Raw genomic sequence first — 25,596 nt, 5'->3', positions numbered from 1 at the left:
CGGCACACGGCCTTCACATAAGAGGGGTGAGAAAGCGCCTCAGGGCTTCCTCGTATCCGGCCGGATCCGCGTTCCACATGGCCCCGTGCGGGGCTTCGCGGACGGTCCGCAGCGTGACCAGGTCGGGGCGGGCGGCGGCGAGCCGGCGCGAGGGCTCCCAGGGGGCGAGCGTGTCGTCCGGGCCGTGGAAGATCAGGACCGGGACGCGCAGCGCCGCGGGGTCCGACCCGGGCGCCGCCCGGTCGGCGCGCAGCCCGGCGCGCCCCTCGGCGGCCCGTACCGCGAACGGAACCAGCGCGGCCGGGGTGCGGCGGGCGGCGATGAGCGCGCGCAGGGTGGTGTGCCAGTCGAGCACCGGCGAGTCCAGTACGAGCCCGGAGATCCGGTCGGCGAGCGCCGAGCGCTCGGCGGCGTGCAGGGCCATGGCGGCCCCGGTGGACCAGCCGTGCAGGACGACCCGGCGGGCGCCGTAGCGCACGGCGTAGCGGATGGCGGCGTCCACGTCCCGCCATTCCGATTCACCGAGGTGGCCGAGACCGTCCGGTGAGGCGGGGGCCCCGAGGTCGCCGCGGTAGGCGAGGTCGAGGACGGGCATCCGCTGGCGGTGCAGGAACGGCATGACCACCATCGGGTGCTCGCGGCCGGCGCCGAGCCCGTGCACCGTGATCACCCAGGTGTCGCGGGCGGCGGGCACGAACCACGCGGGCAGTCCGCCGAGCTCTCCGGGGACGTCCACGTCGGCGTGGTCGAGCCCGAGGGCGGTACGGGGGTTCCCCACGTGGACCTCGGGGGTGAGGGTGACCCGGGCGCCGGGGTCGAGGCTGCCGTGGGTGACGGCGAGGAGCCGGCGTACGACGGCGTCCGGGCCGTGGTCGACCCCGTCGAGCACGGACCCGACCACGGCGTGCACCCCGGGGGCGCAGAGCCCGTACGTACCGGGGCGCAGCGAGGCCAGCGAGCGGGTCAGCGTGATCCGCCCGGAGCCGCTGGAGTGGACGCTGAGCCGCGGCCCGCCGGGCAGGGGGCGGCCGGGCTCGTGCCGCAGGGCGGCGTCGGCGGCGTACCGGCCGGCCGCGACCGCGGCGGCGCCGGCCCCGACGAGAGTGGTCGCGACGGCCGCGGCCGTCGCTGTGGCGGAAGGCACGGCTCCAGTGTCGGGGCGGGAGGGCGGGCGGGCCACTGGAGCGGAATGCTCCGATTGCGGCCGGGCGGGGGCGGGAAGAGATGACCGGGCGGCCCGGCGGGCCTGCGGGACGAGAGTGATCTGCATCTCCCTCCGAAGCCCTCCGGGGCGGGCCCGGCGACCTCGGGCCCCTTGTGGAGCCACGCGATCACCCGGCTTTGACGTGCATTAATCGCCGTATCAGCCGCAAAATGGGGATGAAGGTCCCGATGACACGACGGGCCAGTACACCGCTCCGCCCGAGCCAGTTCACCTTCCGTTCATCCAGGTTGCCTACGGTCGCCGAGCCACTGACGTCAAACAGAAGCCTGGGTAAATGGAGCACATAACGCTTCTCCTCGGGATCGTGATCATCACCGCTCTCGTGTTCGACTTCACGAACGGTTTCCACGACACGGCCAACGCGATGGCCACCACCATCTCGACCGGCGCCCTCAAGCCCAAGACGGCGGTGGCCATGTCCGCCGTGCTCAACCTCGTCGGCGCGTTCATGTCCGTGGAGGTCGCCAAGACGATCTCCAAGGGCCTGGTCAACGAAGAGGGCATCCAGCCAGAAGTGATCTTCGCGGCCCTGGTCGGCGCGATCCTCTGGAACCTCGTCACCTGGCTGGTCGGACTCCCCTCCAGCTCCTCCCACGCGCTGATGGGCGGCCTGGTCGGCGCGGCCGTCGCCTCCGCCGGCCTCGGCGCCGTCAACGGCGGCACGCTCGTCACCAAGGTGCTGCTCCCCGCGGTCGCCGCGCCGATCGTGGCCGGTGTGGCCGCGATGCTGGCGGCCAAGGTCACGTACAAGCTCGGCGGCAGGGTCGGCGGCAAGACCGCCACCAAGGGCTACCGCGCCGGGCAGATCGCCTCGGCCGGTCTCGTCTCCCTCGCGCACGGCACCAACGACGCGCAGAAGACGATGGGCATCATCACCCTGGCGCTCATCGCCGGCGGCGCCCTGGACTCCGGCGCCAACCCGCCGGTCTGGGTCATCATCTCCGCCGGCATGGCCATCGCCCTGGGCACCTCCCTGGGCGGCTGGCGCATCATCCGCACCATGGGCAGCGGCCTGACCGACCTCCAGCCGCAGCAGGGCTTCGCCGCCCAGACCTCGGCCGCGAGCGTCATCCTGGCCTCCTCCACCCTCGGCTTCTCCCTCTCCACCACGCACGCGTGCTCCGGCGCCGTCATGGGTGCGGGCCTGGGCCGCAAGGGCGGCGTGGTCCGCTGGTCCACCGCCACCCGCATGTTCATCGCATGGGGCCTGACCCTGCCGGCCGCGGCCGCCGTCGCTTCCGGTGCCGAGCTGGTCATGCGCACCGGTGACGTCGGCGTCGCCGCCGTCGCGCTCTTCCTGATCGCCTCCTGCGTCGCCATCTGGGTCATCTCGCGCCGCCAGGTCGTCGACCACAGCAACGTCAACGGCGTGCAGCCGGCCGCGGCCGAGGAGCCGGGTGTCGTCACCACGGCCATGGCCGCCGTCACCGTCCCGCCGACCGTGGCCGCCGAGGCCGCTGCCGAAGCGGCCGCCGGTACGACCGCCGCGGTCACGGACGAAGCCCTGAAGGCCACCATCCCGGCGGCCGCTCCGACGACGCCCGCGGCTCCCGCCGCAGCGGTCTGACCCCGAGAACGACAGAGGAATCCGCAGTATGAAGATCGACTGGGCAGCACTCGGCTCCGTCTTCGGGGTCAGCCTCTCCGCCACCGTCGGCCTCGTGGCCCTGTTCACGCTGGGCCTGGTGGGCCTCTCCAAGCACGAGGCCGCCACCGAGCAGGGCGGCACCGCCACCCTCGCCCGCAGCGGCGCGTACGCCTCCTTCGCGCTCGTCGCGGCGGCCGTGGGGTACGGGATCTACCTGATCGTCAGCTGACCTGATCCGACCGATCGGGGCACGGCGTACCAAAGCTCCCTCCGGGTTTCCCGGGGGGAGCTTTCGTACGTCTGTGACCTGTGCCTGTGACCTGCCTCGCCGCAGGTCAACGGCGAGTTGACGGGCCTTCGCGGTGCGTGGTGGACTGCGCGAGCCAATACGGCGGCATGGAGAGGAAGTCCGGTGCGAATCCGGCGCGGTCCCGCCACTGTCACCGGGGAGCACGCGGCATGCGCGCCGTGCGCCCCGGGAGCCAGGAACTCCCACCGCCGGACACGTCGAACCAGGGCGCGGACCCTGAGTGAGGACATACCTACACCATGCGTGCCGACCGCGTCTTCGCGTACGGCGCCACGGCGGGCCTGATCGGCGACCGGATCCTCGGTGATCCGCGCCGAGGGCACCCCGTGGCCGCCTTCGGACGAGCCGCCGCCGCCGTCGAGCGCGCCCTGTGGCGCGACGACCGCGGCCGGGGCGTCGTACACACCCTCCTGTGCGCCGGGGGCGCGGCCGCCGTCGGCGCGCTGGGCGCCCGCGCCGTGCGCTCCCGGCCCGCGGCCGCCCGTATCGCCCTGACCGCAGCGGCCACTTGGGCCGTCGTCGGCGGCACCTCGCTGGGCCGGGAGGCCCGCGCCATCGGCGGGGCGCTCGCCGCCGGGGACGCCGAGGTGGCCCGCGAGCGGCTGCCGCACCTGTGCGGGCGCGATCCGCAGGCCCTGGACGAGCAGCAGATGGCCCGCGCCGTCGTGGAGTCGGTCGCCGAGAACACCTCCGACGCGGTGGTCGGGGCCCTGGTGTGGGGCGCCGCCGCCGGTGTCCCGGGGCTGCTGGCCTTCCGCGCCGTGAACACCCTGGACGCGATGGTCGGCCACAGGTCGCCGCGCTACCTGCGCTACGGCTGGGCCTCGGCCCGGCTCGACGACCTCGCGGGCTGGCCGGGCGCCCGGCTGACCGCCCTGGCCGCCGTACTGGCCGGGCCCGACCGGCGGGGAGCCGTACGGGCCTGGCGGGCGGACGCCGCCGCACACCCGAGCCCGAACGCCGGGCCCGTGGAAGCCTCCTTCGCCGGGGCGCTCGGCGTACGGCTGGGGGGCACCCTGGCGTACGGGGGGCGGGTCGAGCACCGGGCCGTGCTGAACGGCGGGGCGGGGCGGCCGGTGCAGGTCGCGGACATCGAACGCGCGGTGCGGCTGTCGCGTCAGGTGACGTGGCTGGCGCTGGGGGCGTGTGTGGCACTGCGCTGTGCGGTGTCGCACGGCATACGGAAGGGACGCGGATGAGCGGCGGGAAGCTCGGCGGGGGACTCCTCGTCGCGGGCACCACATCGGACGCGGGCAAGAGCGTGGTCACGGCGGGCATCTGCCGCTGGCTGGCCCGGCAGGGCGTGAAGGTGGCGCCGTTCAAGGCGCAGAACATGTCGCTGAACTCGTTCGTGACGCGCGAGGGCGCCGAGATCGGGCGCGCGCAGGCGATGCAGGCGCAGGCGGCGCGCGTGGAGCCGACGGCGCTGATGAACCCGGTGCTGCTCAAGCCCGGCAGCGACCGCAGCAGCCAGGTGGTGCTGCTGGGCAAGCCGGTGGGCGAGATGAGCGCCCGCGGCTACCACGGCGGGCGGCAGGAGCAGCTTCTCGGTGTCGTCACGGACTGCCTGGAGCAGCTGCGGGGCACGTATGACGCCGTGATCTGCGAGGGGGCGGGCAGTCCGGCCGAGATCAACCTGCGCCGGACGGACATCGTGAACATGGGCATCGCGCGGGCCGCGCGGTTCCCGGTGATCGTGGTCGGGGACATCGACCGGGGCGGGGTCTTCGCCTCGTTCTTCGGGACGACGGCGCTGCTGTCGCCGGAGGACCAGTCGCTGATCGCCGGATACATGGTCAACAAGTTCCGCGGCGACGTGTCGCTGCTGGAGCCCGGCATGGAGATGCTGCGCTCCCTGACCGGGCGCGGGACGTACGGCGTCCTCCCGTTCCAGCACGGTCTGGGCATCGACGAGGAGGACGGGCTCCGGGTCTCCCTGCGCGGCGCGGTGCGCGAGTCGGTCGTGGCCCCGCCGGTCGGCGAGGACGTACTGCGGGTCGCGGTGTGCGCGGTGCCGCTGATGTCGAACTTCACGGACGTCGACGCGCTGGCGGCGGAACCGGGCGTGGTGGTGCGGTTCGTGGACCGGGCCGAGGAACTGGCCGACGCGGACCTGGTGGTGGTGCCGGGCACCCGGGGCACGGTGAAGGCCCTGGAGTGGCTGCGCGAGCGCGGCTTCGCGGACGCGCTGCTGCGGCGGGCCGCGGAGGGCCGGCCGGTGCTGGGCGTCTGCGGCGGCTTCCAGGTGCTCGGCGAGCACATCGAGGACGAGGTCGAGTCGCGGGCGGGCTCGGTGGACGGGCTGGGCCTGCTGCCGGTGCGGATCCGCTTCGAGCGGGAGAAGACCCTGGCGCGGCCTTCCGGGACCGCGCTCGGCGAGGAGGTCTCCGGGTACGAGATCCACCACGGGGTGGCCGAGGTCCTGGGCGGGGAGACGTTCATCTCTGATGACAATGGACGCAGTCTCGAAGGCTGCCGGGTCGGCTCGGTGTGGGGGACGCACTGGCACGGCTCGCTGGAGTCGGACGGCTTCCGGCGGGCGTTCCTGCGCGAGGTGGCCTCGGCGTCGGGCCGCCGCTTCGTCCCGTCCCCGGACACCTCGTTCTCCTCCCTCCGGGAGGAGCAGCTGGACCTGCTGGGCGACCTGATCGCCGAGCACGCGGACACCGACGGCCTGCTCCGCCTGATCGAGGGCGGCGCCCCCACGGGCCTCCCGTTCCTCCCCCCGGGCGCCCCGTGAGGGCGGCGGCCCGCGTTCGCAACGGCCCGCGCCCGCATACCCGCACCCGCACCCGCACCCGCACAGAGAGAGGCATCGCATGAGCACGCCCTACCCGTTCACCGCAGTGGTCGGCCAGACCGACCTGCGGCTGGCGCTCCTGCTCAACGCCGTGAGCCCGGCGGTCGGCGGCGTCCTCGTGCGCGGCGAGAAGGGGACCGCGAAGTCCACCGCCGTCCGCGCGCTGTCCGCGCTGCTGCCGCAGGTCGACGTCGTCCCCGGCTGCCGTTTCTCCTGCGCCCCCGCCGCCCCCGACCCGGCCTGTCCCGACGGCCCACACGAACCCGGCCCCGGGACGGCCCGGCCCGCGCGCATGGTCGAGCTGCCCGTCGGCGCCTCCGAGGACCGGCTCGTCGGCGCCCTCGACATCGAACGGGCCCTCGCCGAGGGCGTGAAGGCCTTCGAGCCCGGCCTGCTCGCCGACGCGCACCGCGGGATCCTGTACGTCGACGAGGTCAACCTCCTCCACGACCACCTCATCGACCTCCTCCTCGACGCCGCGGCGATGGGCGCCTCCTACGTCGAGCGCGAGGGCGTGTCGGTACGCCACGCCGCCCGCTTCCTGCTCGTCGGCACCATGAACCCCGAGGAGGGCGAGCTGCGCCCGCAGCTCCTCGACCGGTTCGGGCTCACCGTCGAGGTGGCGGCCTCCCGCGAGCCCGCCCAGCGCGTCGAGGTGGTGCGCCGCCGGCTCGCGTACGAGGACGACCCGGCCGCCTTCGCCACCCGCTGGGCCGGTGACGAGCAGGACGTCCGCGCCCGCGTCGTGGCCGCCCGCGCCCTGCTCCCCCAGGTCCGCCTCGGCGACGCCTCCCTGCTCCAGATCGCCGCGACCTGCGCCGCATTCGAGGTCGACGGCATGCGCGCCGACATCGTGATGGCCCGCACCGCGACCGCGCTGGCCGCCTGGGCCGGGCGGACCGACGTCCGCAAGGAGGACGTGCGGCAGGCCGCGCTGCTGGCGCTCCCCCACCGGCGGCGCCGCAACCCGTTCGACGCGCCGGGCCTCGACGAGGACAAGCTCGACGAGATCCTGGACCGGTTCCCCGACGAGGAGCCGGAGAACGAGCCCGACCCGGAGCCCGAGGGCCCGGACGGCAACGGTCCGCAGGACGGCGGCCCGGACGGCGGGGGCGGCGGGGTCCCCCCGCAGGGCGGACCCGAGGCGCCCGAGGCCCCGCAGGCCCCCGAGGCACAGGACGACCCGGCCCCGTCGGCCCCGGACGCACCGGAGGCCCCCGCCCCCCAGCCCGCCTCCCAGGAGGGCGCCGCGCCCGAGCAGGCCGCGGTACGGGCGGCCGAGCCGTTCCGGACCAAGATGCTCAGCGTGCCCGGCCTCGGCGAGGGCGCGTCCGGGCGGCGTTCGCGCGCCCGCACCGCGCACGGCCGGACCACCGGGGCCCAGCGCCCCCGCGGCCACCTGACGAAGCTGCACCTCGCCGCGACCGTCCAGGCCGCCGCCCCGCACCAGAAGGCGCGCGGGCGCACCGGGCGCGGGCTCGTCGTCCGCAAGGACGACCTGCGCCAGGCCACCCGGGAGGGCCGCGAGGGCAACCTGGTCCTGTTCGTGGTCGACGCCTCCGGCTCGATGGCGGCCCGGCAGCGCATGGGCGCGGTCAAGGGCGCGGTGCTCTCGCTGCTGCTGGACGCCTACCAGCGCCGGGACAAGGTCGGTCTGATCACCTTCCGGGGCGCCGCCGCCGAGCTCGCGCTGCCGCCCACCTCCTCGGTGGACGCGGCCGCGGCCCGGCTCGAACAGCTGCCGACGGGCGGACGCACCCCGCTCGCCGCCGGCCTGCTCAAGGCCCACGAGGTGCTGCGGATCGAGCGGCTGCGCGATCCCAGCCGCCGCCCGCTGCTCGTGGTCGTCACCGACGGGCGGGCCACCTCGGCCGGTTCGACCGGACCGGCCGGTTCCGCCGGCGGGGACCCGCGCGAGCTCGCGGGCCGCAGCGCCCGGCTGCTCCAGGCCGAGGGCGTCGCGTCGGTGGTCGTGGACTGCGAGTCGGGGCCGGTCCGGCTGGGGCTGGCCGGCGTACTGGCCGCCGACCTCGGCGGACCCGCCGTCACGCTCGACGGGCTGCGGGCCGACTCGCTGGCCGGGCTCGTGAAGAACGTACGTAGCGCATCAGACACCCACAGGAGGGCCGCGTAATGCCGCAGGGACAGCCGACCGTCGTTCCGGACGACGGACTCACGACGCGCCAGCGCCGCAACCGCCCGCTCGTCTTCGTCCACACCGGCCCGGGCAAGGGCAAGTCGACGGCGGCCTTCGGGCTGGCGCTGCGCGCCTGGAACCAGGGCTGGCCGATCGGGGTGTTCCAGTTCGTCAAGTCGGCGAAGTGGAAGGTCGGCGAGGAGAACGCGCTCAAGGTGCTCGGCGCCTCCGGCGAGGGCGGCTCGGTCGTCTGGCACAAGATGGGCGAGGGCTGGTCCTGGGTCCAGCGGGACGCGCAGCTGGACAACGAGCAGGCGGCCAAGGAAGGCTGGGAGCAGGTCAAGCGTGACCTGGCCGCCGAGACGCACAAGCTGTACGTGCTGGACGAGTTCGCGTACCCGATGCACTGGGGCTGGATCGACGTCGACGAGGTCATCGAGGTGCTGCGGAACCGGCCCGGCACCCAGCACGTGGTGATCACGGGGCGCAACGCGCCGGAGAAGCTGGTGGAGTTCGCGGACCTGGTCACGGAGATGACCAAGGTCAAGCACCCGATGGACGCCGGCCAGAAGGGCCAGAAGGGCATCGAGTGGTGACTTCGCTCCACATCCCCCGGCTGGTCATTGCCGCGCCGTCCTCCGGCAGCGGCAAGACCACCGTCGCCACGGGCCTGATGGCGGCCTTCTCGGAGCGCGGCCTCGCCGTGTCCCCGCACAAGGCCGGACCCGACTACATCGACCCCGGCTACCACGCGCTGGCCACGGGCCGGCCCGGGCGCAACCTGGACGCGTTCATGTGCGGACCGGAGCTGGTCGCTCCGCTGTTCGCGCACGGGGCCGAGGGGTGCGATCTCGCGATCGTCGAGGGCGTGATGGGCCTGTACGACGGGGCCGCGGGGCGGGGTGAGCTGGCGTCGACGGCGCAGGTGGCGAAGGTGCTGCGGGCGCCGGTGGTGCTGGTGGTCGACGCCTCGTCGCAGTCGCGGTCGGTGGCGGCGCTGGTGCACGGCTTCGCGTCGTTCGACCCGCAGGTGCGGCTGGGCGGCGTGATCCTGAACAAGGTCGGGTCCGACCGGCACGAGGCGATGCTGCGGGAGGCTCTGGAGGAGGCCGGGATGCCGGTGCTCGGCGTCCTGCGGCGGGCCCCTCAGGTGGCTGCGCCCTCGCGGCACCTGGGCCTGGTCCCGGTCGCCGAGCGGCGCACCGATGCCCTGTCCTCGGTCGCCGCCCTGGCGGACCAGGTCCGGGCGGGTTGCGATCTGGAGGCCCTGATGGCCCTGGCCCGGACGGCGCCTCCGCTGGCCTGCGAGGCCTGGTCGCCGCAACGGGCCCTGTTCGGCGCCGCCGGGCAGAATCCGGCTCCGCACCCGTTGGGCAGCGCCACCGCACCCGTCATCGCCGTCGCGGGCGGGCCGGCGTTCACGTTCTCGTACGCCGAGCACGCCGAGCTGCTCACCGCCGCCGGAGCGAAGGTCGTCACCTTCGACCCGCTCAGGGACGAGGCCCTGCCCGACGGAACCACCGGCCTGGTGATCGGCGGCGGGTTCCCCGAGGTGTACGCCCCCGAGCTCGCCGCCAACGCGCCGCTCCGCGAGGCCGTCGCGGGCTTCGCCTCGGCCGGCGGGCCCGTCGCCGCCGAGTGCGCCGGGCTGCTGTACCTCGCCCGCTCCCTGGACGGCAAGCCCATGTGCGGGGTGCTCGACGCCGACGCACGCATGTCGGAGCGCCTGACCCTCGGCTACCGCGAGGCCGTCGCGGTCTCGGACAGCGCGCTCGCCGCCACCGGCACCCGGCTGCGCGGCCACGAGTTCCACCGCACGGTGATCGAGCCCGGTGCCGGCGCCGCCCCCGCCTGGGGGTTCACACGTCCCGAACGCCGGGTCGAGGGCTTCGTACAGCAGGGCGTGCACGCCAGCTACCTGCACACGCACTGGGCGGCGGAGCCCTCCGTGGCCCTTCGGTTCGCGGAAGCCGCGGCGCGGGCCAGGTGAGTTCAGTCCGCGAGGCCCACCACCAGCCAGATCCCGGCCACCCCGCCCACCGTGCACATCAGCGTGGACAGGGCGGGGTGCTTGTGGTGCGCCTCCGGCAGGATCTCGGCGGCCGCCAGGTACAGCAGGGCTCCGCCGAAGAAGCCGAGGTACGCCCCCAGCGGTTCCTCCGGAAGGGTGAACAGCAGAGTGGACACCGCGCCCAGCACGGGGGCCACCGCGTCCGCGAAGAGCATCATCAGCGCCTTGCGGCGGGCGTTCCCGTACAGCCGGGTGAGCGTGTACGTGTTGAACCCGTCGGCGAAGTCGTGCGTGATGACGGCCAGCGACACGGCCACGCCCATCCCGCCGCCGACCTGGAAGGCCGCGCCCAGGGCCACGCCGTCGGCGAAGCTGTGGCCGACCATGGCCGAGGCCGCCGTCAGCCCGACCTCGGGGACGCGGCCCCCGTTCTCGGCGCCGTGCGCGGCCTGCCGTACCGCCAGCAGGCGTTCCACGACGTGCGCGATCAGGAACCCGGCCACGAAGAGCAGCAGGGCGAGCGGGACACCGAACACCTTGCGGCCGGCCGCGTGCAGCGACTCGGGCAGCAGGTCGAGGCCCACGACGCCGAGCATCAGCCCGCCGGCCAGGCCCAGCACGAGGTGGCGGCGGTCGGTGACGCGTTGCGCCGTCCACCCGCCCGCCAGGGTCATCAGGAACGCGCCCAGCGCCACGATCACGGCCATGTGCCCCTGAATACCGACTCCTCGCCGTGTGTGCACGTGTGCGCGCGGGCGGCGGGACACGAACCATTGACGACTACGGAGGGGGCATGATCCCGGTGGGCGAGTACGCGACGCAGCTGGTGGTCGGGGTCGGCGGACGCGCGGGGGTGTCCGTGGCGGAGGTCTGCGCCCTCGTCGAGGAGACGCTGCGCGGGGCCGGGCTGGCCGCCGGGGCGGTGAAGGCGCTGGCCACGGTGGAGTCGAAGGCGGGCGAGGCGGGGATCACGGGCGCGGCGGAACGTTTCGGCGTACCCCTGCTCAGCTATCCCGCCGAGGAGCTGGCCGGCATCCCCGTGCCGCACCCCTCCGACGCGGTGCGCGATGCCGCCGGGACCTCCTCGGTGGCGGAGGCCGCGGCGCTCGCGGGCGGCGGGGAACTGCTCGTACCGAAGCGCCGGTCGGTGGCGGCGACCTGTGCCGTGGCCACGGCACAGGCGCACGACCTGCGCCATCACGGGGACGCGGAGGTGCGCGGCGACGGCGGCGCGCTGGTGGACCTCGCGGTCAACGTACGGGCGCACACTCCGCCGGACTGGCTCAAGCAGCGCATCGCGGCCTCGCTCGACTCCCTCTGCGCCTATCCCGACGGGCGGGCGGCCCGCGCGGCGGTGGCCGCTCGGCACGGACTGCCGGCCGATCGGGTGCTGTTGACGGCGGGGGCCGCGGAGGCGTTCGTACTGATCGCGCGGGCCCTGGGCGCGCAGCGGCCGGTGGTGGTGCACCCGCAGTTCACGGAGCCGGAGGCGGCGCTGCGCGACGCGGGGCACACGGTGGAGCGGGTGGTGCTGCGGGCGGCGGACGGGTTCCGGCTGGACCCGGCGGCGGTGCCCGAGGACGCGGACCTGGTGGTGGTCGGCAACCCGACCAACCCGACATCGGTCCTGCATCCGGCGGCGGTGCTGACCGCGCTGGCCCGGCCGGGCCGGATCCTGGTCGTGGACGAGGCGTTCATGGACGCGGTCCCGGGTGAGCGGGAGGCGCTGGCCGGGCGGACGGACGTGCCGGGTCTGGTGGTGCTGCGGAGCCTGACCAAGACCTGGGGGCTGGCGGGGCTGCGGATCGGCTACGTGCTGGCCGAGCCGCAGGTGATCGCGAAGCTGGCGACCGCGCAGCCACTGTGGCCGGTGTCGACGCCGGCGTTGGTGGCGGCGGAGGCCTGTGTGGCCCCGGCGGCGCTGGCGGAGGCGGAGGCGGCGGCCCGGCAGATCGCGGTGGACCGGGCGCATCTGCTGGCGGGGCTCGCGGAGTTCGAGGAGATCGCCGTGTCGGGGGTGGCGGAGGGGCCGTTCGTCCTGATCCAGGTCGCGGGCGGCGCGGAGATCCGCACCCGGCTGCGCGCCCTCGGCTTCGCGGTCCGCCGCGGGGACACCTTCCCGGGCCTGGACCAGTCCTGGCTCCGCCTTGCGGTCCGCGACCGGGCCACGACGGGCCGCCTCCTCCAGGCCCTTGACCACGCCCTGGCGCTCACGGCGCGCTGATCCGGGCCCCCACCCGTTCCCACCTGCGGCGGGCGGCCCGCACCCCTGACCTGCGATGCCGAGGCTATCCGGACGCTCCGGCTCCGTTGGCGGGGCGGCCGGAGGTAGGCGATGATCTCGGCATCAGCAGGGAAGCCCCGGGGGGTCCGGAATGAAGACATCAGCCAGCACTGCTCTGGCCGTGGCCGCGGTGGCGGCCATAGCCGGCGGGATCCTCGCCCTGCCGAGCCTGCTCGACCACGGCAAGGACGCCGGCGAGCAGCAGCTCCGGGCCAAGCCCGGTCAGGGCAAGGCGGGTCAGGGCAAGGCGAGTCCCACGGCGCCCGCCGGCGCCAAGCCGTTCACGCTGGTCGCGACCGGCGACATCATCCCGTACCCGTCGATCGTCCAGCGGGCCGCGGACGACGCCCGGGGCAGCGGCCAGAGCCACGACTTCCGGAAGATATTCGCGGGGGTCAAGCCCCTGGTCGCCGCCGCCGACCTGGCGATATGCCACCACGAGATACCGTACGGCCGGCCCGGCGGCCCCTACACCGGATATCCCGCCTTCAAGGCTCCGCACCAACTGGCCGACGCCCTGAAGGACGCCGGGTACGACAGCTGCTCGACCGGCTCGAACCACACCCTGGACGACGGCTACGACGGTCTCGTCCGCACCCTGGAGCACCTCGACCGGGTCGGCATCAAGCACGTCGGCTCGGCCCGCAGCGCCGATGAGGCCAAGGCCCCGGCGGTGCTCTCCGCCGGCGGCGCCAAGGTCGCCCAGCTGGACTACACGTACGGGACGAACGGCATCCCGGTCCCGGCCGGCAAGCCCTGGTCCGTCAACCTGATCGACCAGAACCGGATCGTCGCCGACGCCCGCGCGGCCCGGGCGGCCGGCGCGAACGTCGTCGTCCTCAGCGTCCACTGGGGCACCGAGTGGCAGACGGAGCCCGACCAGCAGCAGCGCGATCTGGCGCAGGCGCTGACCGCCTCGCGCGGCCCGGACGGGCTCCCCGACATCGATCTGATCATCGGGACGCACAACCACGTGCCGCAGCCGTACGAGAAGATCAACGGCACGTGGGTCGTCTTCGGCATGGGCGACCAGATCGCCAGCTTCTACGAGGCCGACAAGGCGCGCGGCAACATGTCCTCGATCCCGCGCTTCACCTTCACCCCGTCGGCCGCCCACCCCGGCCGCTGGGACGTGACCAAGGCCGAGTACCTCACGCAGTACTCGGACATGAACCCGCCGTTCCGCGTCGTCTGCACCTCCTGCGCCGCCTCCGACCCAGGGCTCGGGGCCGCCGCGAAGTCCGCGTACGCCGCCGTCGACAAGCAGGTCGGCGAGGCCGTGCTGGCGCGCGGAGCGGACAAGCAGGGCCTGGAGCGCGCCACCCGCTGAGCGCTCGCGAGGCCGTCTTTCGCGCGAGGCGGTGAGGCAGTGAGGTTACGAGGTGCGGCCGCGCCGGGTCACGACCAGTGCGGCCGCCCCGATGCCGAGCAGGACCAGCGCACCGCCCGCGACGTACGGGGTCACCGAACCGCCGCCGGTCTCGGCCAGGTTGGCCTCGTTGGTGATGCCGGCGCCGGTGCCGGAGGCTCCGGATTGCGGCTTGATGTCGGGCTTCGCCGAGGGCTCGGGGGCCGGCGCCCCGGCGGGGGATTCGCAGTGCGCCTCGGCGAGCACGACCTCGCCCTCGACCTGAGCCACGTTCAGGTCCAGCGGGTTCACGGACACCTTCAGCCGGAGCGCGGCCGCGGCGGCCGTGGTGGAGGTGGTCTGGGTACCGGAGAGCTCCAGGCTTACCATGCCGACCTTCGGGATCTCCACCTTGGTCGGGCCGCCGGCCGAGAGGGTGACCTTCTTGCCGAGCACGGTGACCGAACCCAGCACGTTCGAACTGGCCACGGGCTTCTTGCCCGCCTCGCACACGGCCTTGGAGGTGACCTTCTCCACCTGGATCAGGGAGAGCACGGGCAGTCCCGGCACGTGCACCTTGGCGTTGGCCAGGTTGGCCTCCGCCTCGGCGCGGTTCTTGTCGGCGGTGGCCTCGGAGGTGGCCACGTCGGCGCGCAGCACGCTCACCGGCTGCCCTCCCTCGACCCCGTCCAGGGTCACGGACAGGGCGGTCTTCTGTGCCGTCGCGGGGGCGCTGACCTCGTTGAGGGTGGTCGTCAGCGGCAGGTGGACGGTCTTGTTGAGCAGGCCCACGTCGAGGCCGGCGCGCAGGACGACCGCGCCGGCCTTGCCCTCGCCCCCGCCGGTGGAGCCGCCGCCTCCGGTGGCGAGGGCGGGCGGGGCGGTGAGCAGGGCGACCGCTCCCGTGGCGATCAGGACGGCTGCGGGCATGCGGAAGGTGTTGCTGTTCACGGTGGTGGAACCCCCGGGGAGATGGGAGCCGTCGCGCCGCCAATGGGGGACATCGCGCGCCGACGGCCTCTAACCCTGGGAATCTTTACGCACGGAGAGTGAACGGGCGACAACCTGACGTGAGTTCACCCCAAAGGGTGGTTTCCATGCATGTATTCGATTAACTGCGCATCACGAGGAACGGGAGTTCTTTTCCGCCACACAGACGTGGGGAACACGCCGACGCCGGCGCCCCGGGCGGCCGTTCACAACGACCGCCGGGGCACCGGCGTCACGCGACACGTCAATCGGAGTGTCAGCCGGCGTGTCAACCGGTGCGTCAACTCCGCCCTCAGCCACGGACCTTGCCGTTCACTACGACACGCCGCGGCTGCGCCAGCGCCCGTACGTCGGCCCGCGGGTCGGCGTCGTAGACCACCAGGTCCGCCGGCGCCCCCTCCGACAGGCCCGGCCTGCCCAGCCACTCGCGCGCCGCCCAGGTCGTCGCCGAGAGGGCCTCCAGGGCCGGGATCCCGGCCCGCACCAGCTCCGCGACCTCGGCCGCGACCAGGCCGTGCGGCAGGGAACCCCCCGCGTCGGTGCCGACGTACACGCCGATGCCCGCGTCGTAGGCGGCCCGCACGGTGTCGTACCGACGCTCGTGCAACCGCTTCATGTGCGCCGACCAGCGCGGGAACTTGGCCTCGCCGCCCGCCGCCATCTTCGGGAACGTCGCGATGTTCACGAGCGTCGGGACGATCGCCACCCCGCGTTCCGCGAACAGCGGGATGGTGTCCTCCGTGAGCCCGGTGGCGTGCTCGATGCAGTCGATGCCCGCCTCGACCAGGTCGCGCAGCGAGTCTTCGGCGAAGCAGTGCGCGGTGACGCGGGCGCCGAGCCGGTGCGCCTCGGCGATGGCGGCCTCGACCTCGGCCCGCGGCCAGCAGGGCGCCAGGTCCCCGACCTCACGGTCGATCCAGTCCCCCACCAGCTTGACCCAGCCGTCGCCGCGCCGCGCCTCGCGGCCCACGTACGCGACGAGGTCGGCCGGCTCGATCTCGTGGGCGAAGTTGCGGATGTAGCGGCGCGGGCGGGCGATGTGGCGGCCGGCCCGGATGATCTTCGGCAGGTCCTCGCGGTCGTCGATCCAGCGGGTGTCGGAGGGGGATCCGGCGTCGCGGATGAGCAGGGTGCCGGCGTCGCGGTCGGTCAGGGCCTGGCGTTCGGCGGTCTCCGCGTCGACCGGGCCGTGGGCGTCGAGCCCCACGTGGCAGTGCGCGTCCACCAGACCGGGCAGGGCCCAGCCGGACACCGTGGTGATCTCCCGGGCCCCCTGCGGGCGTTCGTACGAGATCCGGCCGCCGACCACCCAGAGCTCGTCGCGCGCGTCGTCGGGTCCGACGAGCACACGCCCCTTCACATGCAGCACGTCATCGGTCATGTTCCGCACTGTACGTGCGGTCTCGGTACGCTCGTGCGGGTAGACCCCGGACGCAGCGGACGAAGAGAGAGCACCACCGTGACGCACCCCCTGCTGGACCTCCCGCCGCTCACGGCGGAGCGCTTCGCGTCGATCGAGCAGGGGGTCGCGGACCTCCTCTCCACCCGGCACGAAGTGGTGATCACCCAGGGCGAGGCGCTGCTGCCGCTGGAGGGGTGCATCCGGTCGGGGGCGCGGCCCGGTTCGACGGCGCTGAACGTGGTGACCGGCCCGTACGGGAACACCTTCGGCAACTGGCTGCGCGACTGCGGTGCGGGCGTGGTGGACCTGGCGGTGCCGTTCGACACGGCGGTGACGGCCGAGCAGGTGGCCCGGGCCCTGGCCGAGCACCCGCAGATCGACTTCGTCTCTCTGGTCCACGCGGAGGCGGCGACCGGGAACACCAACCCGGTGGCGGAGATCGGCGAGGCGGTACGGGCCCACGGGGCGCTGTTCATGCTGGACGCGGTGGCTTCGGTGGGCGCGGAGCCGCTGGTGCCGGACGCGTGGGGCGTGGACCTGTGCGTGATCGGCGCCCAGAAGGCGATGGGCGGCCCGGCGGGGGTCTCGGCGGTGTCGGTCTCGGACCGCGCGTGGGCCCGCTTCGCGGAGAACCCGGCCGCCCCGCGCCGCTCGTACCTCTCCCTCCTGGACTGGAAGGAGCGCTGGATCGACGCGGGCCGCAAGGCGCTGCCGCACGCCCCGGCGCAGCTGGAGATGCTGGCGCTGGAGGCCTGCCTGGACCGGATCGGGACCGAGGGGCTGTCGGCGGTGACGGCCCGGCACGCCGCCGCCGCGGCGGCGACCCGCGCGGGCGCGCAGCCGCTGGGCCTCGCCCCGTACGTCACCCGCCCCGAGGAGGCGGCTCCGGTGGCCACCACGCTCCGCGTACCGGAGGCCTCCCTGGTGGCGTCCAAGGCCCTGGCCGCCGCCCCCGCGGCCCCCGTGGCGGCGGCCGGGGAGATGATCCGCGTCAACCACTACGGCCGGGCGGCATCCCTCGATGCGGTCCTCACGTCCCTGACGGCCCTGGCCACGGCCCTCGGAGCGGACCCCGCCGATGCCGTGGCCGCCGCGGAAGCCGCCTGGTCTGAAACCCTGCACTGACCTGGTTGCCCGGGGCCGGAGCCACCGCCGACCCGGGGCCGCACCTCGGTCACGCCTGGGGGACCTGGCAGGCGCCTTCCGGGGTGCAGGCCTCGGCTTCGGTGGCGGGCTCGGGGACCTCGCGGCCGGCCCAGGCCTGTTCCAGGGCCTGGGTGAACACCTCGGCGGGCTGGCCGCCGGAGATCCCGTAGCGGCGGTCGAGGACGAAGAACGGCACGGCGTCGGCGCCGAGTTCCGCCGCCTCGCGCTCGTCCGCCCGCACCTCGGCGGCGTAGGCGGTGTCGTCCGCGAGGACCGTACGGGCCTCCGCCTCGTCCAGGCCCGCCTCGACCGCGAGGGCGACCAGCACCTCGGCGTCGAACACCGACCGCTCCTGCGCGAAGTTCGCCCGGTAGGCGAGGTCGAGCAGCTCCTCCTGGCGGCCGCGGGCGGCGGCCAGGTGCAGCAGGCGGTGGATGTCGAAGGTGTTGCCGTGGTCGCGGCCGTCGGTGCGGTACGTCAGCCCCTCCGCCCGCGCGCTCGCGGCGACGTGCTCCTCCATGCCGCGCGCCTCGTCGAGGGTGCGGCCGTACTTCTTGGCGAGCATCTCCAGGACCGGCGCCGTCGTGCCCTTGGGGCTGTTCGGGTCGAGCTCGAAGGACCGGAAGACGACCTCCACCTCGTCGCGGTGCGCGAACTCGGCCAGCCCCTTCGTGAACCGGGCCTTGCCGATGTAGCACCAGGGGCAGGCGATGTCGCTCCAGATCTCGACGCGCATGATCCTTTATCTCTCCTTGTTCCGGGATGGGACGGTTTCGACTTCAACCACCTGTCGGGGCGTCGCATTCCCCGGACCCGACGCTGAGCCACAGCGTGAGGTGCGAGCCGGACCGCTCCGCACCCGCCGGATCCCGGTGCCAGCCCTGCCGGGCGTAGAAGGCCTGGGCGCGGAGGTTGTGTTCGTAGACCTCCAGCCGGACCCGGCCGATCCCGGCCCGCCGCCACGCGTCGACGCAGGCCGCGTGCAGGGCGGCCCCGGTGCCCCGGCGCCAGTGGACCGGGTCCACGTGCAGCTGGGTGAGCGTCGTCTCGCCGTCCGCCGTGCGGAAGGCGGCGACCCCCGTGAGCTCCCCGTCCTGCTCCGCGCACAGCACCCCGCCCTCGCCCGCGGCCCGGGCGACCGCCAGCGACCAGCCCTCGCGCGTCCGCGCGAGTTCGGCCTCGCCGGCGTAGGCGTCCTCGGGGATCCGGCCGCGGTAGTAGGTGGCCCGGGCCCGGGTGTGGAGGGCCGCTATGGCGTCGAGATCTGCGGACAGCGCGGTTCTGATCATGGGAAAGGAAACGCGCCGGGAGCCATGTCGGTTCCCGGCGCGTCGTGGAGCGGGCGGCGCGGCTACTTCTTCAGCCACGCCTCCATCATCTTCTGGGCGATGGGGGCGGCGAGCTTGCCGCCGCCGATCTCGGAGCGGTCGGTGTCCGAGTTCTCGATCACCACGGCAACCGCGATCTGCTTGCCGCCGAGCTTGCCGTACGAGGTGAACCAGGCCAGCGGGGGCAGGCTGTTGTTCACGCCGCGCTGCGCGGTACCGGTCTTGCCGCCCACCTCGGCGCCCGCCACCTGCGCGGGCTTGCCGCCGCCCTCGGTGGCGACCGTCCGCATGGCGTCCTGGAGCATCGAAGCGGTCCTGGTCTTCATGACCTGCTCGGACTTCGGGTCCTTGAAGCTCTCCAGCACGTTGCCGTTCGCGTCGGTGACCTCGGAGACCGAGTGCGGGGCGACGAGCTTGCCGCCGTTCTCGATCGCGGCGGTCACCATCGCCATCTGGAGCGGGGTTGCCTGCACGTCGAACTGGCCGATACCCGTCTGTGCGACCTGGTCGACGGACATCTTGTTCGTCGGGTACTTGCTCGCCGGGCGGGCGGTGACGGGCGTCGCGATCTCGGTGTTGAAACCGAGCTTCTCGGCCATCGCCCGCATCTTGTCCTGGCCGAGCTTGTGCGCCAGCTCCGCGAAGACGTTGTTGCAGGACAGCCGCAGCGCGGTGCGCGCCGAGACGTTGTTGCAGGCCGCGGAGCCCGCCTCGCTGGGCAGCTGGGTCCGGGTCCCGGGGATCGTGTACGGGTCCGGGGTGCCGGTCGGCGTGTCGAGGTTGGTGACGAGCCCGTTCTCGATGGCCGCGGCGAGGGTGACCAGCTTGAAGGTGGAGCCGGGCGCCTGCGGCTTGCGCAGGGCCACGTTCTCCAGGGCCTTGCCCTTGTCCTCGATCAGCTTCTCCCAGGCGGCCTTGTCGTTGGCGCCGGCGATGCTGCCCGGATCGAAGGAGGGGTTGTTCACGATGGCGAGGATCTCGCCGGTCGCCGGGTCGATGGCGACGGCGGAGCCCTGCTTGCCCTGGAGCGCGTCGTAAGCGGCCTTCTGCACGTCCTTGTCGACGGTGGTCAGCACGTTGCCCGGCGCGGCCCGCTTGTTGGTGAGCATGTCCATCACCGTCTTGAGCCGGTCGTCGGACCCGTTGAGGATCTTCTTGTAGACGCCCTCCAGCATGCTCGTGCCGAAGGCCTGCGAGCTGTAGCCGGTGAGCGGCGCGTAGAGCGGGCCGTCGACGTACGTGCGCTTGTAGCCGAAGTCCTTTCCGTCCGTCTTCACCGAGCCGGTGATCGCCTCCCCGCCCACGATGATGTTGCCCAGCGGGTTCTCGTACTGCCCGATGAGGTTCCGCCGGTTGTTCTCGTTGTCTGCGAGGGCCTGGCCTTGGTAGGCCTGCACCCAGGTGACCCGCACCAAAAGGGCCAGCACCAGGAGCAGACAGAAGACCGACGCACGCCTGATCGTTTTGTTCATCCCCCAGAAGGACGCGCCGAGGGCCCCGAGCGTTCCGCTCTGCCCCGATTGTGGCCGGGTTCTCAGCCTTTCTTCATGAAGCCGCCCTCGTAGGCCGCGATGACCGCCTGGGTGCGGTCGCGGGACCCGGTCTTGGAGAGGACCGCGGCGACGTGGGTCTTGACCGTCTGCGGGCCGACGCCGAGGCGCTCGCTCATCTCGTGGTTGGACAGTCCGGTTGCCATCAGGCGCAGTACGGCGGCCTCCCGGCCGGTGAGCCGCGCCACCCAGGGGGCGTCGCGGCCCCGGCCGCCGGGGGCGTGGGACGCGGCCAGGGCGCGGACGGCCGCCGGGAAGAGCAGGCTGTCGCCGCGGGCGACGAGGCGGACCGCGCCGATCAGCTCGTCGGGCTCGGCCCGCTTCAGGAGGAACCCGGCGGCGCCCGCGCGCAGCGCGTCGTAGACGTACGCGTCGTTCTCGAAGGTGGTGACGACCACGATCCGGGGCGGTTCTGCCAGGGTGGCGATGATCTGCTCGGTGGCCCGGATGCCGTCGATCTCGGGCATCCGGACGTCCATCAGCACCACGTCGGGGGCCAGGGAGCGGACCAGCGGGACGGCCTCGGCACCGGTGGCCGCCTCGCCGACGACCTCCAGATCGGGTTCCGCTTCGAGGATGACCCGCAGGGCGGTGCGGACCATCCGCTCGTCGTCGGCGAGCACGATGCGCAGCGGGGGCCGGCTCCCGGCGGTCATCGGGAGCCTGCGCCGAGCGGGAGGACGGCCCGCAGCCGCCACTGCCCCTGGTGCGGGCCGGCTTCGACGCGGCCGCCGAGCAGGGTGGCCCGCTCGGCGGCGCCGCGCAGCCCGCGCCCCCCGGTGGTACGGGGCTGCGGCCCGGCGGCGGGACCCGGTGGATTGGTCATGGTGATCTCCAGTTCACGAAGGGTGCCGCTTTCGGTGTCCCGTACGGCGATCCACAGTTCGACGGGGCCCGTGCCGTGGCGCAGGGCGTTGCTCAGGCCCTCCTGGACGATCCGGTACGCCTCGCGGGAGGCGATCGCCGGGAGCCGTTCCCAGCTCCCGGCCGGTCCGGGGTCCTGGTGGACGGTGACGGCCGTCCCGGCGGCCCGGGTGCGGGCCAGCAGCCCGTCGAGGTCGGCGGCGAGGGTCGGGGCGGGCGCGGCGCCGGGCCGGTCCGGGTCTCCGTCCCGCAGCAGGCCGAGCACGGCGTCGAGCTCGCCCACCGTCCGCCGGGTGGTGTCCTCGATCGCGGCCAGTGCCTCCCGTACGAACCCGGGGTCGCTGTCGAGCACCCGCCGGGCGGCGACCGCCTGGAGGGTGACGGCGCTCAGGGCGTGCCCGACCGCGTCGTGCAGCTCCCGGGCCAGCCGGTTGCGCACGGCCAGGTCGGCGGCCCGCTCCTCGGCCGCGGCCAGCCGGTCCGTCGCCGTCGGCCCGAGCAGCACGGGGGCCATCCGGGCCAGCAGCGCACCGGCCACGGCGGCGCACAGGACCAGCCCGCCCAGCAGCCCGATCCCGAGCAGCGGGGCGACGTACTGCGCGGCGCCGGTGCTGAACCGGCCCAGCCCCAGCTCGGCGGTCCGCAGCCCGCTCACGAACGGCAGCGCGATCAGCACCACCGCCATGGGCGGTACCGCGAGGCTCATCCCGCTGAGCGCCGCGCCGACCCCCAGGTGCAGGGTCCACCAGGCCGAGGTCCGCCCCCGCGCCGCCCAGGACCGGGCCGGCCCCGCGGCCAGCCGCTCGCCCGGCACTCCGCACAGGGCCCGTACGGCTCCGGCCGACAGCGGCCGGACGGGCCCGAACACGGCGGTCGCGGCGACCAGCGGCAGGGACAGCCCGTACGAGGCGAAGGTCAGCGGGGCGGAGCCGAAGACGTGGCCCCGGCCGGACCAGACGCCGACCACCACCTCGGCGACGAGGAAGTACGGCATCAGCAGGGCCCCGCCGAGGACCAGGTGCACCCAGCGCAGCCGGGCCCGCGCCCCCAGCAGCCCGGACGCCGCCGTCCGCATCACTCCTCGCGGCGAGAGGTGAGGAACCGGGTCAACACGGCGGCGGCGCATATTCCGGTGATCATCTGGCCAGCGTAGATCAACCGGACTCCCCCGGACGGCGGTTCGCCGCCGTCGAGCTGCGGGCCCAGCGAGGCGACCCACGGCCACAGCCCCCAGCACAGGGCCGCCGCCGAGCCGATCCAGGTGAGGGCCAGCGGCCACCACGCGGCCCGGCTCCCGCCCCGGACCAGCAGCAGCGCTCCCGCGGCGGCGGCGAGCGCGCATATCGCGTGCGCCCCGGACACCACGCCCGCCACCGCCGTATGGGCGGCCGCCCGCTCCTCCCCCAGCCCGGCCGCCCCGCCGAAGGCCCAGTACACGTGGACGGCTGCGAGCACCAGTCCGCCCAGCGCCGCGGCTCCCGCCACCACCCCCGTGGGTGACGGGAGCCGGCGGCCCAGGACGCCCTGCCATCGCCGGCCCCAGCGCTCCCGCGCATAGGGCACGAACAGCCCGGCCAGGGCGAGTGCCTGGATGCTGAAACCGCTGTAGACGACGGTGAACACCCAGGAGTCGAGGAAGGGCCGCGCCACCTCCCCCGCATGCGCCGGCCCACCCTGGCCCGCCGCCCGTATGAGCAGTTGGGCCGGGAACGCGATGAGGATCGGGGTGAGCAGCCCGGTGGCGACGAACGCGGGGAGCGTGAGCAGCCAGGGAGGCACCCGCATCCCCCAGGGTCTGGTGAGGACCAGGACGAGCACGAGCACGCTCGCGTCCATGGCCAGGGTCACCGTGTTGGCCGCGGTGAGGAACATCCCCGGGTCCAGCAGCGGGCTGTCGTCGGGAATCCCGACCCGGCTCCCCGACAGCCAGGCGGACTTGAGCACCAGATAGGGCACGGTGGCGGCCAGGGCCGCCACCCGCAGGGCCTTGCGTCCCGCCCCCATGTGAACGGCTTGTGTGGTCATGGCTCAACGGTCCCGTCTCCGCCGCCCCGCCACCTCCCCCCTGAAGGGGAACCGCCTCCCCCGCCCGGGGGAGGAACCTCCCCGTCCACCGCCTCACATGCGCCGGGTCGCCACCGACAGCCGGTCCCGCGCCTCGAACAGCGCCGCCTTGATCCGCTGTTCGCGGTCCGCCGTCAGCCGGGCCACCGGGACCGAGCAGCTCACCGCGTCCCGGGCCGGCGTCCGGTACGGCACCGCCACCCCGAAGCAGCGCAGCCCGAGCGTGTTCTCCTCCCGGTCCACCGCGTAACCCTGCTCCCGTACCAGCGCCAGCTCCTCCACGAGCTGCTCCCGGTCGGTGATCGTGTGCTCGGTCACCGCCTCCAGCCGCCGCGGCAGCAGCGCCCGCACCTCCTCGTCGGAGTGGGTCGCCAGCAGCGCCTTGCCGAGCGCGGTCGAGTGCACGGGCAGCCGCCGACCGACCCGCGTGAACGGCCGCAGGTAGTGCTGGGACGGGCGGGTGGCCAGGTAGACCACGCTCGTGCCGTCCCTGCGGGCCAGGTGGATGGTCTCGGTCGTGTCGTCGGAGAGCCCGTCCAGGGTGGGCCGGGCCGCGGCGACGACCTCGTCCCCGTCGATGTACGAGCTGCCGACGAGCAGGGCCCGTACGCCGATGCCGTACCGCGTGCCCGTCGCGTCCGTCTCCACCCACCCCAGGTTCACCAGGGTGCGCAGCAGCATGTAGAGGCTGGACTTGGGCAGCGAGAGGTCGTGCTGGATGTCGGCCAGGCTGTGCAGTCCGGGCCGGGCCGCGAAGTGCTCGAGCAACAGGACCGTACGGACGGCCGATTTGACGGCCGCCGGCGCCCCCGGGCCCTCGGACCCTTCCGATTGCGCGCCGGATCCGCCCGGTTCACCAGTGGTCATTCGCCTTCTTGCCCCTCTTGTCCCTTGTCAACGCGGAAGACCCGGAAATAGAGTCCGGAACGGATGTGATCATCCATCCATCGGAACGGCGTTCAGAATACTGAACGCCACCGCGCGGGTCAGCGAGATCCAGGAGGCAGTGCGCCATGGCAGCAACACCAGTCTGGAGTGTGGACCCCCGCACCGGGAAGCAGCGCGAACAAGTTGCCGTCGAAGCCACGTCCGGCGAGGTGGACGAGGCCGTACGCGCCGCCCACGCGGCCCGCGCCGCCCTCGCCGACCGCACCGCCCGCGCGGCCTTCCTGCGCGCGGCCGCCGAGCTGCTCGACGAGGCCGCGGCCCACGTGATCGAGGCCGCTGACGCCGAGACCGCCCTCGGGCCGGGCCGGCTCACCGGCGAACTCGCCCGCACCACCGGCCAGCTGCGGGCCTTCGCCGACGCCGTGGACGAGGGCGCGTACCTCGACGTCCGCATCGACCGCCCCGATCCCGGCGCCGTCCCGCCGCGCCCCGAGCTGCGCCGCTACAAGGTGCCGCTGGGCGTGGTCGCGGTCTACGCCGCGTCCAACTTCCCGCTCGCGTTCTCCGTCCCCGGCGGGGACACCGCGAGCGCGCTGGCCGCCGGCTGCCCGGTGGTCGTCAAGGCGCACCCCGACCACCCGGCCACCTCCGAGCTGTGCGCCTCACTGCTGCGCCGGGCGGCCGTGGCGGCCGGGCTGCCGGCCGAAGTGGTCGCCGTCGTCCACGGGTTCGACGCGGGCCTGGAGCTGATCCGCCACCCGCTCGTCTCCGCCGCCGGATTCACCGGTTCCATCCGGGGCGGGCGGGCGCTGTTCGACGCGGCCGCCGCCCGGCCCGTGCCCATTCCGTTCCACGGCGAACTCGGCTCCCTCAACCCCGTCGTGGTCACGCCCGCGGCAGCCGCCGAGCGCGCCGAGGAGATCGCCGCCGGACTCGCGGGCTCGGTCACCCTCGGGGTCGGCCAGTTCTGCGTCAAGCCGGGCCTGGTCCTGGTCCCCGAGGGCGCGGACGGCGACCGGCTGACCGGCGCGCTGACGAAGGCGCTCGGTGAGACCGAGCCGGGCGTCCTGCTCGATCACCGGATGCGGGAGAACTTCATCTCGGGCGTGCGCGAGCGGGCCGCGCTGCCCAGTGTCTCCGCGCCCGTCACCCCGGGCTCCGGCGGCGAGCACACCGTCGGCGCGGGGTACCTGACCGTGCCGGCCGGGAGCCTGCTGGAGGGCGGCGCGTACGAGGTGCTGCTGGAGGAGTGCTTCGGACCGGTGACCGTGGTCGTACGGTACGCGGACCAGAGCGAGGCGGGGTCGGTGCTCGGCCGGCTCCCCGGGAACCTGAGCGCCACGCTCCAGCTCTCCACGGCCGAGGCCGACGGCGGCCCGGGCCCGGCGGCGGAGCTGATCGCGCAGGTCACGGCGCTGGCCGGGCGGATCCTGGTCAACGGCTGGCCGACCGGGGTCGCGGTGGCCCCGGCCCAGCACCACGGCGGCCCGTACCCGGCGGCGACCTCGCACTCCACCTCGGTCGGCGGGACCGCCGTCGAGCGCTGGCTGCGGCCGGTGGTCTACCAGTCGGTGCCGGACCCGCTGCTTCCGGCGGAGCTGCGCGAGGCGAACCCGCTGGGACTGCCGCGCCGGGTCACGCCCCCCGCCCCGTAAATCCGT

The 25,596-nt window shown here is 74.1% G+C and carries 22 protein-coding genes and 1 riboswitch; of the genes, 11 read left to right on the top strand and 11 right to left on the bottom strand.

The annotated features are described in order from the left end of the window. Positions 1-13 precede the first annotated feature (13 nt). A complete protein-coding gene (locus ACIQU4_RS25340) occupies positions 14-1,144 on the bottom strand; it encodes an alpha/beta hydrolase family protein (RefSeq protein WP_403734824.1) in 1,131 nt (376 codons plus the stop codon). Positions 1,145-1,499: 355 nt separating this feature from the next. Between ACIQU4_RS25340 and ACIQU4_RS25335 the strand changes: the two genes are divergently transcribed. The 7 genes from ACIQU4_RS25335 (at position 1,500) to ACIQU4_RS25305 (ending at position 10,050) form a co-directional block, all read left to right on the top strand. After that, a complete protein-coding gene (locus ACIQU4_RS25335; RefSeq protein ID WP_403734821.1) occupies positions 1,500-2,792 on the top strand; it encodes an anion permease in 1,293 nt (430 codons plus the stop codon). A 28-nt stretch (positions 2,793-2,820) separates the two neighbouring features. Further along, a complete protein-coding gene (locus tag ACIQU4_RS25330) occupies positions 2,821-3,042 on the top strand; it encodes a hypothetical protein (RefSeq protein ID WP_385581468.1) in 222 nt (73 codons plus the stop codon). Between the two features lie 171 nt (positions 3,043-3,213). Continuing rightward, positions 3,214-3,305: riboswitch (cobalamin riboswitch) on the top strand. Positions 3,306-3,362: 57 nt separating this feature from the next. Next, positions 3,363-4,322, top strand: a complete 960-nt coding sequence (locus ACIQU4_RS25325; RefSeq protein WP_403734818.1) for a cobalamin biosynthesis protein — start codon at positions 3,363-3,365, stop codon at positions 4,320-4,322. Beyond that, positions 4,319-5,863 (top strand): cobyric acid synthase, encoded by a 1,545-nt coding sequence (locus tag ACIQU4_RS25320; RefSeq protein ID WP_403734815.1) that lies wholly within the window; start codon positions 4,319-4,321, stop codon positions 5,861-5,863. Before ACIQU4_RS25325 ends, ACIQU4_RS25320 begins: the two co-directional genes overlap by 4 nt. A 79-nt stretch (positions 5,864-5,942) precedes the next feature. Beyond that, a complete protein-coding gene (locus ACIQU4_RS25315) occupies positions 5,943-8,057 on the top strand; it encodes a putative cobaltochelatase (RefSeq protein WP_403734813.1) in 2,115 nt (704 codons plus the stop codon). After that, positions 8,057-8,656 (top strand): cob(I)yrinic acid a,c-diamide adenosyltransferase, encoded by a 600-nt coding sequence (cobO, locus tag ACIQU4_RS25310; RefSeq protein WP_054222705.1) that lies wholly within the window; start codon positions 8,057-8,059, stop codon positions 8,654-8,656. The genes ACIQU4_RS25315 and cobO overlap by 1 nt, the downstream gene beginning before the upstream one ends. Next, positions 8,650-10,050 carry a cobyrinate a,c-diamide synthase gene (locus ACIQU4_RS25305; protein ID WP_403734810.1) on the top strand — a complete coding sequence of 467 codons (1,401 nt, stop codon included), beginning with the start codon at positions 8,650-8,652 and terminating at the stop codon, positions 10,048-10,050. Before cobO ends, ACIQU4_RS25305 begins: the two co-directional genes overlap by 7 nt. Before the next feature lie 2 nt (positions 10,051-10,052). Here the strand turns inward: ACIQU4_RS25305 and ACIQU4_RS25300 are convergent, their stop codons facing one another. Then, a complete protein-coding gene (locus ACIQU4_RS25300; RefSeq protein ID WP_030163119.1) occupies positions 10,053-10,778 on the bottom strand; it encodes a ZIP family metal transporter in 726 nt (241 codons plus the stop codon). An 86-nt stretch (positions 10,779-10,864) separates the two neighbouring features. On the opposite strand from ACIQU4_RS25300, the gene cobC reads away from it, so the two are divergent. Then, entirely contained in the window at positions 10,865-12,295 is a 1,431-nt protein-coding gene (cobC, locus tag ACIQU4_RS25295) for an Rv2231c family pyridoxal phosphate-dependent protein CobC (protein WP_403734808.1), read from the top strand. 151 nt (positions 12,296-12,446) lie between these two features. Then, positions 12,447-13,685 carry a CapA family protein gene (locus ACIQU4_RS25290; RefSeq protein WP_403734805.1) on the top strand — a complete coding sequence of 413 codons (1,239 nt, stop codon included), beginning with the start codon at positions 12,447-12,449 and terminating at the stop codon, positions 13,683-13,685. Positions 13,686-13,730: 45 nt separating this feature from the next. Here ACIQU4_RS25290 and ACIQU4_RS25285 read toward each other — a convergent pair whose 3' ends face one another. After that, complete coding sequence (locus ACIQU4_RS25285; protein ID WP_403734803.1) at positions 13,731-14,654, bottom strand: SCO1860 family LAETG-anchored protein; 924 nt, start codon at positions 14,652-14,654, stop codon at positions 13,731-13,733. A gap of 331 nt (positions 14,655-14,985) precedes the next feature. After that, on the bottom strand, positions 14,986-16,074 hold the full coding sequence (locus tag ACIQU4_RS25280) for an amidohydrolase family protein (RefSeq protein WP_403734800.1): 1,089 nt from the start codon (positions 16,072-16,074) through the stop codon (positions 14,986-14,988). Positions 16,075-16,152: 78 nt separating this feature from the next. On the opposite strand from ACIQU4_RS25280, the gene ACIQU4_RS25275 reads away from it, so the two are divergent. Further along, positions 16,153-17,220, top strand: a complete 1,068-nt coding sequence (locus ACIQU4_RS25275; RefSeq protein ID WP_403734797.1) for a pyridoxal-phosphate-dependent aminotransferase family protein — start codon at positions 16,153-16,155, stop codon at positions 17,218-17,220. 49 nt (positions 17,221-17,269) lie between these two features. Here ACIQU4_RS25275 and ACIQU4_RS25270 read toward each other — a convergent pair whose 3' ends face one another. From ACIQU4_RS25270 to ACIQU4_RS25240, 7 genes are all read right to left on the bottom strand, one after another. Further along, complete coding sequence (locus ACIQU4_RS25270; protein WP_403734795.1) at positions 17,270-17,977, bottom strand: DsbA family oxidoreductase; 708 nt, start codon at positions 17,975-17,977, stop codon at positions 17,270-17,272. A gap of 43 nt (positions 17,978-18,020) precedes the next feature. Continuing rightward, a complete protein-coding gene (locus ACIQU4_RS25265; RefSeq protein ID WP_403734792.1) occupies positions 18,021-18,530 on the bottom strand; it encodes a GNAT family N-acetyltransferase in 510 nt (169 codons plus the stop codon). Positions 18,531-18,592: 62 nt separating this feature from the next. Next, positions 18,593-20,041, bottom strand: coding sequence for a peptidoglycan D,D-transpeptidase FtsI family protein (locus tag ACIQU4_RS25260; RefSeq protein ID WP_403734788.1), 1,449 nt, complete (start codon positions 20,039-20,041; stop codon positions 18,593-18,595). A 62-nt stretch (positions 20,042-20,103) separates the two neighbouring features. Continuing rightward, positions 20,104-20,775 carry a response regulator gene (locus ACIQU4_RS25255; RefSeq protein WP_403734786.1) on the bottom strand — a complete coding sequence of 224 codons (672 nt, stop codon included), beginning with the start codon at positions 20,773-20,775 and terminating at the stop codon, positions 20,104-20,106. Continuing rightward, positions 20,772-22,058, bottom strand: a complete 1,287-nt coding sequence (locus tag ACIQU4_RS25250; RefSeq protein ID WP_403734783.1) for a sensor histidine kinase — start codon at positions 22,056-22,058, stop codon at positions 20,772-20,774. The genes ACIQU4_RS25255 and ACIQU4_RS25250 overlap by 4 nt, the downstream gene beginning before the upstream one ends. After that, positions 22,058-23,008 (bottom strand): hypothetical protein, encoded by a 951-nt coding sequence (locus tag ACIQU4_RS25245; protein ID WP_403734780.1) that lies wholly within the window; start codon positions 23,006-23,008, stop codon positions 22,058-22,060. Before ACIQU4_RS25245 ends, ACIQU4_RS25250 begins: the two co-directional genes overlap by 1 nt. A 93-nt stretch (positions 23,009-23,101) precedes the next feature. Then, positions 23,102-23,914: an IclR family transcriptional regulator gene (locus ACIQU4_RS25240; protein ID WP_403734777.1), complete on the bottom strand. Its 813-nt coding sequence runs from the start codon at positions 23,912-23,914 to the stop codon at positions 23,102-23,104. Between the two features lie 146 nt (positions 23,915-24,060). Between ACIQU4_RS25240 and ACIQU4_RS25235 the strand changes: the two genes are divergently transcribed. Next, positions 24,061-25,590 (top strand): aldehyde dehydrogenase (NADP(+)), encoded by a 1,530-nt coding sequence (locus ACIQU4_RS25235; RefSeq protein ID WP_403734775.1) that lies wholly within the window; start codon positions 24,061-24,063, stop codon positions 25,588-25,590. Positions 25,591-25,596 lie beyond the last annotated feature (6 nt).

The sequence above is a fragment of the Streptomyces sp. NPDC090741 genome, from assembly GCF_044769045.1.
Lineage (GTDB): Bacteria > Actinomycetota > Actinomycetes > Streptomycetales > Streptomycetaceae > Streptomyces.
This window is presented reverse-complemented; position numbering and strand designations above follow the sequence as displayed.

Excerpts from the sequence above, each read along its gene's own strand:
- ACIQU4_RS25335 (WP_403734821.1), top strand. The coding sequence starts at position 1,500 with ATGGAGCACATAACGCTTCTCCTCGGGATCGTGATCATCACCGCTCTC.
- ACIQU4_RS25330 (WP_385581468.1), top strand. The coding sequence starts at position 2,821 with ATGAAGATCGACTGGGCAGCACTCGGCTCCGTCTTCGGGGTCAGCCTC.
- ACIQU4_RS25325 (WP_403734818.1), top strand. The coding sequence starts at position 3,363 with ATGCGTGCCGACCGCGTCTTCGCGTACGGCGCCACGGCGGGCCTGATC.
- ACIQU4_RS25320 (WP_403734815.1), top strand. The coding sequence starts at position 4,319 with ATGAGCGGCGGGAAGCTCGGCGGGGGACTCCTCGTCGCGGGCACCACA.
- ACIQU4_RS25315 (WP_403734813.1), top strand. The coding sequence starts at position 5,943 with ATGAGCACGCCCTACCCGTTCACCGCAGTGGTCGGCCAGACCGACCTG.
- cobO (WP_054222705.1), top strand. The coding sequence starts at position 8,057 with ATGCCGCAGGGACAGCCGACCGTCGTTCCGGACGACGGACTCACGACG.
- ACIQU4_RS25300 (WP_030163119.1), bottom strand. The coding sequence starts at position 10,778 with ATGGCCGTGATCGTGGCGCTGGGCGCGTTCCTGATGACCCTGGCGGGC.
- cobC (WP_403734808.1), top strand. The coding sequence starts at position 10,865 with ATGATCCCGGTGGGCGAGTACGCGACGCAGCTGGTGGTCGGGGTCGGC.
- ACIQU4_RS25290 (WP_403734805.1), top strand. The coding sequence starts at position 12,447 with ATGAAGACATCAGCCAGCACTGCTCTGGCCGTGGCCGCGGTGGCGGCC.
- ACIQU4_RS25280 (WP_403734800.1), bottom strand. The coding sequence starts at position 16,074 with ATGACCGATGACGTGCTGCATGTGAAGGGGCGTGTGCTCGTCGGACCC.
- ACIQU4_RS25270 (WP_403734795.1), bottom strand. The coding sequence starts at position 17,977 with ATGCGCGTCGAGATCTGGAGCGACATCGCCTGCCCCTGGTGCTACATC.
- ACIQU4_RS25265 (WP_403734792.1), bottom strand. The coding sequence starts at position 18,530 with ATGATCAGAACCGCGCTGTCCGCAGATCTCGACGCCATAGCGGCCCTC.
- ACIQU4_RS25260 (WP_403734788.1), bottom strand. The coding sequence starts at position 20,041 with ATGAACAAAACGATCAGGCGTGCGTCGGTCTTCTGTCTGCTCCTGGTG.
- ACIQU4_RS25255 (WP_403734786.1), bottom strand. The coding sequence starts at position 20,775 with ATGACCGCCGGGAGCCGGCCCCCGCTGCGCATCGTGCTCGCCGACGAC.
- ACIQU4_RS25250 (WP_403734783.1), bottom strand. The coding sequence starts at position 22,058 with ATGCGGACGGCGGCGTCCGGGCTGCTGGGGGCGCGGGCCCGGCTGCGC.
- ACIQU4_RS25245 (WP_403734780.1), bottom strand. The coding sequence starts at position 23,008 with ATGACCACACAAGCCGTTCACATGGGGGCGGGACGCAAGGCCCTGCGG.
- ACIQU4_RS25240 (WP_403734777.1), bottom strand. The coding sequence starts at position 23,914 with ATGACCACTGGTGAACCGGGCGGATCCGGCGCGCAATCGGAAGGGTCC.
- ACIQU4_RS25235 (WP_403734775.1), top strand. The coding sequence starts at position 24,061 with ATGGCAGCAACACCAGTCTGGAGTGTGGACCCCCGCACCGGGAAGCAG.